Origin of the sequence: Haloarcula sp. CBA1131 (genome assembly GCF_008728975.1) — an archaeon.
GTDB classification, from domain to species: Archaea; Halobacteriota; Halobacteria; order Halobacteriales; family Haloarculaceae; genus Haloarcula; species Haloarcula hispanica.
The window spans coordinates 1,652,140-1,665,321 of the sequence record NZ_RPCY01000001.1; the positions used below are offsets into that span (position 1 = coordinate 1,652,140).

The following is a 13,182-nucleotide window of genomic DNA, read 5'->3' on the forward strand; positions in this document are numbered from 1 at the left end:
TCAGTCCGCAGCCCCGGACACGTCTTCGAACACCGCGAGGTCGTGGCCGAGCAGCACTTCAGCCCCCGTCGCCCGCTGTCGGTCGCGGCACCGCTCTAGGCTCTCCTTCCATGAGCCGTTGTTCCAGAGGAGGCTCGTCGCCATCGGCTGGCCCGCGTAGTTCGCTTCGACGTACGCTTCGTCGCCGACGACGAGGAGCGACTGGCCCGGCCGGTCGATGAACGCGCCCATGAGCCCGGGCGTGTGGCCGGGAAGGTGCAACAGTTCGACCCCATCGGTGAGATGATAGCTGTCGCCGTGGACGATCTCCCAGTTCAGGTCCCGGTCGAAGTCGCTGGCGAGGTAGGCGATAGAGCCGTCGTCCGTATTGGCGCTGTAGTACGCGTACGGGAGTTCTTCCCGGTGGACGTAGATCGGGACGTCTGTTCCCGCGAAGTTGTGCAAGCCGCCAGCGTGGTCCAAATGCAGGTGGCTCATCACGACGGCATCGATGTCGTCGATGCTGTAGCCCGCATCTTCGAGATCCGCCGGCAGGGCGTGCTCCTCGGCGTCAACGTGTGCGAACGCCTCATACAGCGGCGTCGGCCAGTACCCGTCGCCGGCCTCCGGATGCGAGCCAGTGTCCCAGAGGATAGTCATCTCGGGCGTCTCTACGATGAGGTTCCACACGACGTACGTTTCGTACTCGTGTTCCGGGTCGCGGTCCGAGGCCGTCGCGACGCTGTGGCCGTCGACGACGAAGTTTCGATCAGCCTGTACGCGGCCCCGGTCGACGAACGTCACTGTAAGGTCGTCCATACGGTGTCTACGGGCTGTCAGAAAGTAAAGAGCGGTGCCGTGCGCCGCGGGTGACGGGCTAGCTCGCTATATGACCAACCGTTCGCTATGGCAGGGGTTTCATGCCGTATCGACGCTGAGTACTTTTATACCGAAATGTCGGTGGAAAAGCGGGACCCACACACACCACCCTGCAAGTGTTCTCGGTGTTTCCAGGGGTGGGGGTGGGGAGGGGGAGGCTCCCTCTGCATACTTAAAGAAATGGCAGATTGTTCGATTCTACTGAGAGTACATGATCAGAAGACTATTCGTATATGCAGATATGAGTGCTCTGAAGCACTTGTAGCTTGAATTCTATGGAGGTGGACGTTCGATGGTGAATATGATTTTATTGCCTTTACCATAAAATATATAATAGTGCTACTAGTTCTAGATACGGTCCAGAACGAGACAGTCGAGAATCGCAGGACTCAAGTGTTCTAGATGAAGGGTCGGTGCAGCAGACTGTTCGTGGCTGTTTTCCAGAGGGATCGAAGAAACACTTGCAGGGTGGTGTGTGACTGTTCGGCGTGAAAACACTTGAAACACTTGTACGGTGGTCACTGGTTTTATATAGAGTCACTCAAAAGGTGGCGTACGATGGTCGACGTGAACGAGAACCCGTTCGATGGGACTGACGCGATCTTCGAACGAAAGCAACCGCTGAAAAAAGACACGTTCACGCCGGATACGATCTTTCACCGCGACGAGGAGATCGAGTTCTACATCAACGCGCTTCAGGACGTCATCGTCGGCCACGACCCCAACAACGTCTTCGTCTACGGCCCAACGGGGGTCGGAAAGACTGCCGTTACGAAGTGGGTACGGGACAAACTCGAAGAGAAGGCCGAGGCCGAGGACATCCCACTCACCGTTGTCGGTCCGATAAACTGCCGGAACTACCGGTCGGCGTACGCGCTGGTCAACACACTCGTCAACGAGTTCCGAGATCCGGAGAACCAACTCCCCGAGAGCGGCTACAGCACTGACAGCGTCTTCGAGTTCCTCTACGAGGAGATCGAAGCCGTGGGTGGGAACGTCCTCATCATCCTGGACGAGATCGACAACATTCCAGCGGACGCGCGGAACGACTTCCTGTATGAACTGCCGCGGGCCGAAGCGAACGAGAACACGCCGATCACCGATGCGAAGGTCGGACTCATCGGGATTTCGAACGACCTCAAGTTCGTCGACGTGCTGGAACCCAAAGTGAAATCGACGCTCGGGGAGCGAGAGATCAAGTTCGGTCCGTACGACGCAACGGAACTCCGAGACATTCTCGGCTACTACGCCGACATTGCGTTCCGAGAGGACGTGCTCGGCGAAGATGTCGTCCCGCTGGCGGCGGCCTTCTCGGCGCAGGAACGGGGCGACGTTCGGCAGGGACTCCGAATCCTCGAAAAGGCCGGAGAGTACGCGCGGATGGAGGGCGCGGACGGTGTGACAGAAGCACATACGCGACGGGCGACAGACACTATCGAAACCGACGAACTGCTGGATTACTTCGAGCACGACCTGAGTTCACAGCAGGCGCTGACGTACCTCGCGACGACGCTTGCGCTCATCGAACCGAAACACGAGGCGTCGACAAAGCGGATTTACAACCTCTACTCCTCGATTGCGGAGTCGAGTGGCCGCCGCGTGAAATCCGAACGCAAGATCTACGAGTTCCTCGACCAGCTTTCCATGCAAGGGCTAGTCCGCTCGGCCGAACGCAACCTCGGTCGCAAGGGTGGGCGCAAGTACATCTACGAGGTCACCGACGACGCGACCGATATCATCAACGCCGCGCTCCAGTCGTCCTACAGCGATGCCGTGCCGAGCAACGTCAACGGGATACTCGAACACTATCTGGAAGACGAGGCCACCGAGTTCGAGGCACCGGACACGACCGACGACGAGCAACAGAACCTCTGGCAGTTCACGTAGCCAGCGTATTTGCTCCCCTCCCCCCACCGACTCACATGGCAGAACACTTGCACGGTGGTGTGTGTGTGTTCAGTGGCAGTCCCTCTATTGTACAGTCCAGAACAGTTGCAGGGTGGTGTGTGTGCCAACAGTAGACCGTGAACCCGGAGTGCTACCGAGCGATTATGTGGCAGTTACCCTCCACTGCAGTGTGTAGAACACTTGCAGACCGGTGTGTCCGTCCGTTTCCACCACAGCCTCCCGGTATTCCGTTTCGAAAACACTTGCAGGGTGGTGTCAACACCGATTCGCCGGGAAAACCGCTCAAAACGGGCTTTCCTGAACACTTGCAGGGTGGTGTTCCCGTGGGCTCTCGTCTGTCTCTCCCAGTGCGGGAAACACTTGCACGGTGGTGTTAGAGTGGCGCATCGGAACTCCGAACAACGTCTCAAAAACACTTGCAGGGTGGTGTTTTCGGGAATCTCAGACGCTCGCGCACCCCCGCACGACGCATACCCCCGTGCGAACACTTGCAGGGTGGGGTGTGAACACCTGTCCACTGTTCTGGTCCAGTTGTAGTCGTACTGGAAACACTTGCAGGGTGGTGATAGAACACTTGTAGGGTGGTGTCGGATCGTTTGTATAGGGCTGTCAGAACACTCGTAGGGTGGTGTTCCAGCGAAAAATACGTCGTTTGCGACGCAATCAACCAATCGACAGTGATCGACTGAGCCCTCTCCGTTACATCGGGGCTTGCTTGTAGATGAGGTTCCGCTGGATGTCGTTGGCCCCTTCGTAGATGACCGGAATGCGCACGTCGCGGTAAACGCGAGAGATGCGGTTCTCCGTCAGCACCGACCGGCCCCCGTGTAGTTGCATTCCTTTCTCCGCACAGTCCATAGCGGCTTCGGTCGCGTTAGTCTTTGCCAATGCGGCCCAGTAACCGGCGTTCTCCTGGTTAGCGACGCGTTCGGCCGCGTGCCAGGTGAGCGTTCGGGCGGACTGGAGACCGAGTTGCATATCGGCCAGTTTGTGCTGGACCGCCTGGAACTCGTCGACGGTCTTGCCGAAGGCCTCGCGGTCGTGGACGAACTCCCAGGCCTCCTCGATGGCCGCGGCGGCGAGACCGATGCCGTGTCCGCCGACGACGACGCGGCCGTGATTGAAGAACTCGGCGAGCATGTAGAAGCCGGCTCCTTCGACGCCGATCAGGTTCTCCTCCGGAATCCGGCAGTCGTCGAGCACGATGTGAGCCTGCTTGGACGCCCGGAAGCCCATCTTCTCGGGGATGTGTTCGGCGTGGTAGCCGTCGGCGTCCGTCGGGACGATAAACATCGAGTAGTTCCCGTAGCGGTCGTTCGGGTCGTCACCGGTCTTGGCGTACAGCGTCACCCAGTCGGCCTCGACGCCGTTGCCGATCCAGTACTTTTCGCCGTTGAGCACCCACTCGTCGCCGTCCTTCTCGGCGGCTGTCGTCATCCCGGCGAGGTCGCTCCCCGTCTCTGGCTCGGAGACGGCGAGGCCGGTAAGCTGGTCGCCGGTGGCGACGGGCTCGAGGAACTCCTCTTTCTGCCAGTCTGCGCCGTGATCCTCGACGATCTCTGCCCCGAAGCTGGCGAGCTGGATCGTCAGCGCAATCCCTGCGTCGGCCTTGTACAACTCCTCCGCCATCGCAAGCATCTGCTGGAGGTCGTAGCCGCTCCCGCCCCACTCCTCGCCGATATCCTGTGCGACGAGGCCGGCCTCCCTGGCTGCTTCAAGCACATCCCAGGGATACTCCCCGGACGCGTAGTACTCACCGGCGACTGGTTCGATGTGCTCCGCAGCGAACTCCCGAGCCTCTTCCTTGACCTCGCGTGCGTGCTCCGGAACGAGTTTCTCGGATAGCAGATCCATGGGAATTATCATGGTTTGTGTACTGATATACTCCGTGGAACTCTGCAAAACACCGCCATAGTTGTTTCCCGGAAACTCCTGATAATCGGCCAGCACGCTTTTCCATGGCTGTAGCCTTCCTCGGGCATGAACCGTCGAGACTACCTGCTTGCCGGAGCCACCCTCGGAACCGCCGGGCTTGCGGGGTGTTCGTTTCTGGCCGCGGCCGAGGCACCGCCACCGGACGTTCCGAAACAGCGCCTCGAAGACGGCGGCTGGACGCGAACGGACCAGTCCTCGGAAACAGTGTTCGACCGGAGCTACGGCCCGGTTTCGGTCGAGGCCGTCTCAAGTACGGTCCAGTACGTCGACGAACAGCTACAGGAACGCGTCGCCAGTCGTACCCTCGATCAGGTCCAGACTGCGCTCTCCGTGTTTTTCGCCACCCGCGTCGACTTCAGCCCGAATCTTGACAATCTCCCGGCTGGCGTGGGCCGCAAGGAACTGCTGGCAGAAGTCAGAACGAACGCCCGCGACAGCTTCGAACAGCAGATGGAAGCCCAGGGGTTGACCGATATCGAGAAAACCGGCGAGGGAACAATCGATATCGACACCGGCGAGACAGCCGAGACGGTCGAACTGTCCGCCGTGTACCCCTTCGAGGGAATTTCGTTCGACGTGACCGAGAACGAGGCCGTCGAGATACCGGCCAGCGACATCGACATCTCGGCGATGTTCGCCGTCTGGCACCACGGCGACTTCGTCATCATTTCCGGGGGCGCGTACCCGGCACAGAACTTCGAACAGGTCGTTGAAAACGACCTGAGCGACGGCATCACGGTCACCGTCGATGTCGACCTCGGACTCCAGCCCGAAACCTATCGGACCGAAGTCCGGAATCTCGTCACTGGCGTCCAGTAACGCTACTGAGCGGCTGAAAACGCGCCAACTCCCCTATTCCGGCGCGGCGTCGTCAGGGACGCGACCTTCGACGAGCGATTCGTCGGCGTACTCGTCACGGAGCGACTTTTTGTCGAACTTTCCGGTTGCCGTCTTCGGAACCTCGTCGATGGTGACGAAGTTGTCCGGGACCCACCACTTGGGGTAGGACTCGAGGATGTACTCACGGAGTTCATCACCAAGCGTCTCCTCGTCGGCATCGGCCGTCGGAACGATCATCGCAAGTGGGCGTTCCTGCCAGCGCTCGTGCGGGACACCGATGACTGCCGCTTCGTTCACGTCGTCGTGGGCGATCAGTTCGTTTTCCAGTTCGAGCGAGGAGATCCACTCCCCGCCGCTCTTGATGACGTCTTTCGCCCGGTCGACGATCTTGATGTAGCCGTCCTCGTCGACGGACACCACGTCACCGGTCTTCAGATAGCCGTCCTCGAACTCCTGTTCGTTCGCTTCCGGCCGCTTGAAGTACTCCGTCGTCACCCACGGCCCGCGGATGTGGAGTTCGCCGAAGTCCTCCCCGTTGTGCGGGACCTCGTTGCCGTTGTCGTCGATGACACGGAACTCCAGCCCGGGTGCGATGAGTCCCTGCTTCGCCCGCTTGTCCAGTTGCGTCTGGTAGTCGGCGTCCTCCAGGTCGCTCCGCAGGGACGCCACCGCACCCACCGGGGCCGTCTCGGTCATCCCCCAGGCGTGGACGAGTTCCACGTCGCGGTCGTCGAAGAACCGGATCATCGCTTCGGGCGCAGCGCTTCCGCCGACGATGAGCCGTTCGAGCGACGAGAGGTCGACGTCGTTTTCCTTGATGTACTCCATCAGCCCCAGCCAGACGGTCGGGACGCCGGCGGTGACGGTGACGTCCTCCTCTTCGATGAGCTTCGCGAGGTCCGCCGGTTCCGGCTGTGGGCCGGGGTAGACGTGCTTGGCCCCGCCCGCAGTTGCCGAAAACGGGAGTCCCCACGCGTTGACGTGGAACATCGGGACGACGGGCATCATGACGTCGTCGTCGTCGAGTGGAATCCCCTGTGGCGACTGGATCGCCATCGTGTGGCTCCACAGCATCTGTTGGGTGTACTCGACACCTTTCGGTCGTCCGGTCGTCCCGGAGGTGTAACAGAGGCCTGCGGGCCGTTCTTCTTCCAGTTCTGGCCAGTCGTACTCCGTCGGCTGGTCGGCGATGAACGACTCGTAGGCGACGGCATCGAGGTCCGTCTCGGGGACGGACTCGCTCATCACGATGAACTGCTCGACCGTTTCGAAGGACTCGGGGTCATCGGTGGCGGCACCTTCGAGTTTCGGCAGGAGCGATTCGTCGACGAAAATGAGTTCGTCCTGTGCGTCGTTGACGATGTACTGGATGTGTTCGTCTGGCAGGAGCGGATTGATAGTGTGTAGCTGCGCACCGGTTCCCGGTACCCCGAAGTACGTCTCGAAGTGCCGGCTGTGGTTCCAGCAGAACGTCCCGAGCCGTTCGCCGTCGCCGTAGCCGGCTTCCTCGATCGCGTTCGCTAGCTGCGCCGTCCGTTCGGCGTATTCGGCGTAGTCGTGACGGACGATGCCTTCGTGGGTACGAGAGACGACTTCCGTGTCCGGATACAGTGTTTCTGCACGCCACAGGAACGGTCGTAGAGTTTGCGGGCTGCCTCCTGGCATATCATGATGCAGGGGCTCACGATACAAGAAACACTGCTAAATCTTTCATGAGGGAAAAGGAGTTCATCCGCAGTGCTCGCCGCCCCGTTCGCACACGTCTGCTTACACTTCGATTTCCTGCATCAGGTCGACCAGCTCTTCCAGTTCCGGAAACGTGTACACTTTCACGTTGATGTTAGACTCCAGCGCGTGGACGCGGGAATCGAACATCAGCGCCATCTCGTTGTCCCGGTCGCCGACGAGCTGGTCCACCATCCCACTCCCGGGGCCGAACGTGAAGTTCGGCGTAGAGATGTCGATGGTCGTATCGAGGACGTTCGCCCAGCCATCGATGAAGCCGCTGGTCATGATGTTGCCGATCTCCTGAATCGCCGAGCGCTCCATGTCGGTGAAGCCGTCGGCATTGGGGTCCGTTTCCCCCATATCGCCGATCATCCCAGTGGCGAGGTCCTTCGCACTGGCGGCGTTGAACAGGAACAGGATGTGCCCGTGGGGCTTTTCCACCATTTCGATACTGATACCGATCTGCTTCTCGTCGCCGACGTGCGTTTTGATATCGGGGATATCGATGAAGTTGATCTTCGTGATCTCCATCTCCGTCTCCATCCCTGTCATCTGGCTGAGGTGGTTCGCAACGGTGTTACCGCCCTCTTTAGCCATCTGATTGAACAACCCGAGCTTCCGAATATCTATCATCAGACTCATTCGTTAGGACCAGCGTTGCCGCTGAGTTGTGTGTCCTCATACATAAGCTATGCACCCGCATTTTCGTCGGCGAGAATCGGAGCGTGTTGATACCGCTTTGCTCACTCCACGCGGACGCTCACAGCGACGCCCTCGCCGAGCGGCAGCAATCCGGTCTCGAACGCCGGGTCGTCGCCGACGCGTTCGAGATAGGTGGCGATGCCGCGACTCGTTTCGTTGGCGTCGATGTCGCCGCCGTCCAGCAACGCCTGTACTTCCTCGAACTCCAGCGGCCCGGCCTCGATCATATTGTCGGCGACCACCGCCCCACCGACCGGCACTTTCCGGCGGACAGCCTCAAATGCTTCCGCATAGCGGTGTTTCTCGTTGTCGACGAGCACCACGTCGAAGGGGCCGTCGTAGTTCTCAACGGTTTCGATTGCGTCCCCGTGCTCGAAAGCGGCCCGGTCGGTGAACCCGCCGCGGTCGAGGAACTCTCGGGCTTCCTCCAGTTCGTCGGCGTCAATCTCCGTCAGGACGATCTGCCCGTCGTCGGACACCGCGGGGGCCATCCAGTACGCGGAGTACCCGAAGCCGGAGCCGAACTCGAAGATACGGTCGGCGTCGACCATCCGGGCGACGAGGCGAAGCCAGCCACCGACTGCGGGACCGACCGTCGGGAACCCTTCCCGGTCGGCTTTGGCGTCCATCTCCTCTATGACCGGATCGCTGGCCGGCGCTATCGTACGGGCGAATTGCTCTGTGACATCGGGGAGCGGGGTTTCGTCCATACCGGGCTATGCCGGTAGGGACGACATAAATGAGTGGGTCGGGACCGGAATTAGCCGAGTTCGAGGCGCTCGACGTACTGGATGACCGACTCCAGCGCGGGATTGGGGTAGTACTCGACGGTGTTGGCCGCTGTCTCGTACGAGAGAATTCCGAGGTCGTCCAGCCGCGGCAGGTGATTGTGTGCCAGCGACACGCCCACTTCGTCGCGTGATTTGGGGGTCGCTCTGGCCGGGATGGCCTTCTCGCGTTCGTAGACGCGGTCGACGAGGTCGTCCAGTGGGACCTCGGCGTCCGACCGGTCTTTCAGGTGATACAGGAGACTGCGTCGCCGCGGAGCGGAGATCAGTTCCAGTACCTGGTCAAACGAGTAGGGTATCGGAATCGTTTCGGGCTCTTCCGGGTCGCCCTTCTTGACGCCACCAGGTGGGGCGACGGTGTCCCGAAACGTCGGCATCTCCTCCGCGTCTTTCGATGCTGTGACGGTCCAGCCGTGGTCCGGGAGGTACTCGTACACGACGTCATACAGCGGCCGAAACATCTCGATTGTCTCCTCCGTATGGGCCTCCGGGTCCATGTGGTGGTGGCCGGAGACGTCCATCTCGGCACATTGTCGGTTCAACGCGGTCACCAGCGCGATGACGCGGTCACGTTCCCAGGACTCAAGCAGTCCAGTAAGCGAATGCAGGCACAGAAGCAGCGGTGCATCTGCCTGTTCCAGTCGGCCGAGATGGCGAGAGACGGCCGCTCCGATGTCTATCGGCTCCACTGTCGAGGGAAGGGTATCAAGCGTCAATGAGGGAAATGCGCCAGACGCCGCTGCCTGCGAGTTAGCCGGTAACTCGCTGCCGGCGTCGACGATAATCGCCTCTTCCGGCATCTCGTCGTCGAGGTGCTGCTGCCACAGCGAGAGGCGGGAATCGGGGGACTCAGACACTGTGACACAGATGGCCTTCGAGTCACTGACTCCCTGTTCAGTCAGGAATCCGGCACACCCCTCTCGTTCGGCGTCGCTCGAACCGCGTGCCAGTACCAATACGGACGCGGCCTCGCTCAGAGGCTGGTCCACTGTCCCACTCCCGGAGTTCATTGCGTACTGTATCGTATCAGGAACCATAAACCCATCAACAAATAAGCGTTCCCTTGATATAGGGTAACATTCAATCAGGAACCGCTCGAAAATGAGGCACTGTCCGGATCGGCCCCCCTCTATGTGAGCGGGTCTCAGGGCGTGTCCCGGACAGTCTCGATTCCGAGGATTTTTGCAGTACTACGGCGTATTACTTACTATGCCAATCATGTCGAGTAGCGACTTTTCTATCCACATCGAGGAGTGTGATGAGTTTGACGACGGGATGCCGATAAGTTCGCTTCCGGACGAGGTCACGTCTATCGACGACCTCGACTGTGAGTGCTGGAGCGGGTTCGAGTCGCTGGACGAAATCTAACGACGGGCTCTACGGTCTGGGTGCCAGAAGGCAGCCTCGGTCGATCGATCTTCAAGCACCTTGCCGACGACCGTCTCCACGTCGTGGATGAGCTTCTTGATGATATATGCTGACGGCTGTCCCACCACTGCATAAAAATGGCCGTAGCTAGGAGTGTCTTGCTTGAAACACGTCTTCTGGATCACCGATTCACTCCGGGCGACGCACTCGTCTCGAAGGCACTGCTCACGCTGGGCCGCCCCGATCAGGCGTCCCAGTACGCCGGTTCGTTGCCGGGCTTCCACTTTATCGAACAGCCTCTGGACGGTTTTTCAGCGGCTGTAATCTGGTCGCCATCGAGCAACGTTTCGACGTGTGCGGCCATCTCCCGCTCGCTGGGTTCGTCGTCCGGGTTCGGCGCGTCGTCGAGGCGGCCGTGATACGCCAGTTTGAACGTCCCGCCGTCGTTGTGAAACAGGAACGGATCGGGGGTACAGCGGGCGCCGTACGCGGCCGCGACCTCCTGGGTCTCGTCGAACAGATACGCGTCGTACTGTATCTCGCCGCGCTCAACGAGTTCCTGCATCCGCTCGAAGGAGTCGTCGGGGTACTCCTCGGGGTCGTTGGCATTGATCCCGACGACAGCGAGGTCGTCATACTCCGTCGCGAGCCGGTTTAGCTCGTCAATCTTCGCTTTCGCGTACGGACAGTGATTGCAGGTGAATACGACCAGTAGTGCGTCCTTGTCCGCGAAATCCGACAGTGAGTACGTCGCCCCGTCCGCTCCCGGGAGTTCGAACGGCGGTGCTTCGTCCCCACGCCCGAGCACGTCGGACTCCGAATCGAGTGAAACCATCGCTCCCTACTACGACTGTCGCCGCTAAAAGTCCATGGACGCGCTACACTGACTTCCGAGACGACCGCTTTTTGCTCAACTGTCCGCTTCTTCCGACGTCGCTGCCGCAGTATCGAAGGCTTTCGCTGCCTCGAACGCGGCGCTCCCGTCGTCAACGGAGAACAGCGTCTCTTTCCCCTCCGCCTCGTGTTTTTCCAGTAATCCGACCGTCACCAGTTCTTCGAGCGTCCCGTCGAGGTACAGCGTCTTCAGCGGCACACCGGCTGCCTCGCTCAAGGCTGTTTTCGTATACGTTTCGTCCGCATCGAGGCGGAGTATCGTGTCAATAACTGTCGCCGCCTTGTCGTGGTTCGAGATGTGTGCCCATCCCGTGTCAGAACCAGCCCGCTGGCCACCCTCTTCGAACATTAGTCGACACCTAACCGTCAGAGATATTAAAACTGTCTGGTGTATTTCCGACCGAATGGTGTGACGCTCTCTCACTATTGAGCAAGGCTTTTGTCTGCGTCACTCTCCTGGCACTGTATGAGCAGTCGCCGCGAGATACTCGACCTGCTACGGGAGAACGCTCGCTACACGACCGAGGACATCGCTCGGTTGACTGATTACTCCGAGAGCGAGGTAGCCGAGGCTATCGAGGAGTTCGAGGAGGCAGGTGTTATCCGCGGCTACGGGGCAGTCGTCGACTGGAACGCCGTCGAGACCGACGAGGAGCGCGTTCGCGCCACCGTCGAACTCAACGTCACGCTGGACCGTGAGACCAGCTACGACGACATCTCCGACCGGATCGCGAAGTTTCCGGAAGTGACCTCGCTTCGCCTCGTCAGCGGTGACTACGACTTCGACCTGGAGGTCGAGGGCGATTCGATGCGCGAAGTGTCGCATTTCATCAGCGACAAAATCGCGCCGATTCCCGAGATCACGCAGACGGTAACCCACTACATCATGGAGTCGTACAAGGAGCAGGGGATGGAGTTCGACGACCACGACGACGACGACCGCCTGTCCGTCTCACCATGACATTCGAAGCAGCGGACAGAGTCGACAGCGTGCCGCCCTCGGGTATCAGGCGGTTCTTCGAACTGGCCGAGGAGATGGACGACATCATCTCGCTCGGGGTCGGGGAACCGGACTTCTCGGCCCCGTGGGCCGCCCGCGAAGCCGCTATCGCGTCGCTCGAACGCGGCCAGACCTCGTACACCGCCAACCGCGGGAAGCGGGAACTCCGGGAACGCATCGCGGACTACGAGGCGGCGACGCACAATCTCCAGTACGACCCCGACGAGGAAATCCTCGTCACGGCGGGCGCGAGCGAGGGGCTCGACCTCGCCTTCCGGGCGCTGCTAAACCCCGGCGATTCCATCGCTATCGCCCAGCCCTGCTACGTCTCGTACGTCCCCGGCGCGACGTTCGCCGGGATCGACGTTATCGACGTTCCGACACGCGCGGAAGACGAGTTCAAACTCACCCGAGAGGTGCTGGAATCGTCCGGCGCGGCCGAGGCCGACGCGCTCGTGTACTGCTATCCGAACAACCCCACCGGTGCGACGATGACGGCCGAGGAGATGGCGTCTGTCGCGGCGTTCTGTCGTGAAAACGACCTCCTCGTGTTCGCCGACGAGATCTACGCCGATCTCACGTACGAACACGACCACACGTCTATCGCTACCCTCCCCGGGATGCGCGAGCGGACCGTCGTGTTCAACGGCTTCTCGAAGGCGTTCGCGATGACGGGGTTCAGACTGGGGTACGCGATGGCCCCGCCGGAGGCCATCGAGGCGATGAACCGCATCCATCAGTACTCGATGCTCTCGGCCCCGACGACGGCCCAACACGCCGCTATCGAGGCCCTCGACAACTGCCGCGACGAGGTTACGGACATGGCCGCCCAGTACGACCGCAGACGGAAGTACGTCCTCACCCGCTTCGAAGAGATGGGCCTGGACTGCTTCCCGGCGGCCGGGGCGTTCTACGCGTTCCCGGAATGTCCCTGGGACGATGCCGGCGAGTTCGCCGAGAGTCTCCTTCAGGAAAAGCGGGTCGCGGTCGTGCCCGGAACCGCCTTCGGGGAAGGCGGGTCGGGCCACCTGCGAGTGTCGTACGCGACCGGTCTCGACGATCTCAAAGAAGCGATGGCCCGGATCGAATCGTTCCTTAATTGACAATTAATCTCGGCGAAACATTCAGTATGGTCCACTTACTACCGTAAGGAGACCGTGA

General features: G+C 60.5%; 14 protein-coding genes. 5 read left to right on the forward strand and 9 right to left on the reverse strand.

Features of this window, described 5'->3' with window-relative positions:
* The gene (locus Har1131_RS08535) at positions 1-798 is read right to left on the reverse strand and encodes an N-acyl homoserine lactonase family protein (RefSeq protein WP_014040645.1); all 798 of its coding nucleotides are present in this window, start codon (positions 796-798) and stop codon (positions 1-3) included.
* Between the two features lie 618 nt (positions 799-1,416).
* Here Har1131_RS08535 and Har1131_RS08540 point away from each other — a divergent pair.
* Complete coding sequence (locus Har1131_RS08540) at positions 1,417-2,745, forward strand: Cdc6/Cdc18 family protein (protein WP_008313351.1); 1,329 nt, start codon at positions 1,417-1,419, stop codon at positions 2,743-2,745.
* Positions 2,746-3,465: 720 nt separating this feature from the next.
* On the opposite strand, the gene Har1131_RS08545 is transcribed toward Har1131_RS08540, so the two are convergent.
* Entirely contained in the window at positions 3,466-4,620 is a 1,155-nt protein-coding gene (locus Har1131_RS08545) for an acyl-CoA dehydrogenase family protein (RefSeq protein ID WP_008313353.1), read from the reverse strand.
* Between the two features lie 126 nt (positions 4,621-4,746).
* On the opposite strand from Har1131_RS08545, the gene Har1131_RS08550 reads away from it, so the two are divergent.
* Positions 4,747-5,520 (forward strand): DUF6517 family protein, encoded by a 774-nt coding sequence (locus Har1131_RS08550; RefSeq protein WP_014040644.1) that lies wholly within the window; start codon positions 4,747-4,749, stop codon positions 5,518-5,520.
* A 33-nt stretch (positions 5,521-5,553) separates the two neighbouring features.
* Here Har1131_RS08550 and Har1131_RS08555 read toward each other — a convergent pair whose 3' ends face one another.
* The 4 genes from Har1131_RS08555 to Har1131_RS08570 all read right to left on the reverse strand — a co-directional run bounded on the left by Har1131_RS08555 (position 5,554) and on the right by Har1131_RS08570 (position 9,769).
* A complete protein-coding gene (locus Har1131_RS08555; RefSeq protein WP_050036696.1) occupies positions 5,554-7,206 on the reverse strand; it encodes a long-chain fatty acid--CoA ligase in 1,653 nt (550 codons plus the stop codon).
* A gap of 102 nt (positions 7,207-7,308) precedes the next feature.
* On the reverse strand, positions 7,309-7,911 hold the full coding sequence (locus Har1131_RS08560) for a chemotaxis protein CheC (RefSeq protein WP_023843310.1): 603 nt from the start codon (positions 7,909-7,911) through the stop codon (positions 7,309-7,311).
* A gap of 101 nt (positions 7,912-8,012) precedes the next feature.
* The gene (locus tag Har1131_RS08565) at positions 8,013-8,681 is read right to left on the reverse strand and encodes an O-methyltransferase (RefSeq protein WP_050036695.1); all 669 of its coding nucleotides are present in this window, start codon (positions 8,679-8,681) and stop codon (positions 8,013-8,015) included.
* 50 nt (positions 8,682-8,731) lie between these two features.
* On the reverse strand, positions 8,732-9,769 hold the full coding sequence (locus Har1131_RS08570) for a hypothetical protein (RefSeq protein WP_050007437.1): 1,038 nt from the start codon (positions 9,767-9,769) through the stop codon (positions 8,732-8,734).
* A gap of 199 nt (positions 9,770-9,968) precedes the next feature.
* Here Har1131_RS08570 and Har1131_RS21720 point away from each other — a divergent pair, with 199 nt between their 5' ends.
* On the forward strand, positions 9,969-10,127 hold the full coding sequence (locus Har1131_RS21720) for a hypothetical protein (RefSeq protein ID WP_014040640.1): 159 nt from the start codon (positions 9,969-9,971) through the stop codon (positions 10,125-10,127).
* On the opposite strand, the gene Har1131_RS22515 is transcribed toward Har1131_RS21720, so the two are convergent.
* From Har1131_RS22515 to Har1131_RS08580, 3 genes are all read right to left on the reverse strand, one after another.
* On the reverse strand, positions 10,124-10,252 hold the full coding sequence (locus tag Har1131_RS22515) for a hypothetical protein (RefSeq protein ID WP_023843309.1): 129 nt from the start codon (positions 10,250-10,252) through the stop codon (positions 10,124-10,126). The two genes, Har1131_RS21720 and Har1131_RS22515, sit on opposite strands and share 4 nt — an antisense overlap.
* A 119-nt stretch (positions 10,253-10,371) precedes the next feature.
* The gene (locus Har1131_RS08575) at positions 10,372-10,962 is read right to left on the reverse strand and encodes a thioredoxin family protein (RefSeq protein ID WP_014040638.1); all 591 of its coding nucleotides are present in this window, start codon (positions 10,960-10,962) and stop codon (positions 10,372-10,374) included.
* Positions 10,963-11,037: 75 nt separating this feature from the next.
* Positions 11,038-11,370, reverse strand: coding sequence for a hypothetical protein (locus Har1131_RS08580; RefSeq protein WP_014040637.1), 333 nt, complete (start codon positions 11,368-11,370; stop codon positions 11,038-11,040).
* Between the two features lie 117 nt (positions 11,371-11,487).
* Here Har1131_RS08580 and Har1131_RS08585 point away from each other — a divergent pair, with 117 nt between their 5' ends.
* Both Har1131_RS08585 and Har1131_RS08590 read left to right on the forward strand, forming a co-directional pair.
* The gene (locus tag Har1131_RS08585; protein ID WP_008313373.1) at positions 11,488-11,982 is read left to right on the forward strand and encodes an Lrp/AsnC family transcriptional regulator; all 495 of its coding nucleotides are present in this window, start codon (positions 11,488-11,490) and stop codon (positions 11,980-11,982) included.
* On the forward strand, positions 11,979-13,124 hold the full coding sequence (locus tag Har1131_RS08590) for a pyridoxal phosphate-dependent aminotransferase (RefSeq protein WP_014040636.1): 1,146 nt from the start codon (positions 11,979-11,981) through the stop codon (positions 13,122-13,124). Before Har1131_RS08585 ends, Har1131_RS08590 begins: the two co-directional genes overlap by 4 nt.
* The last annotated feature ends 58 nt before the right edge of the window (positions 13,125-13,182 follow it).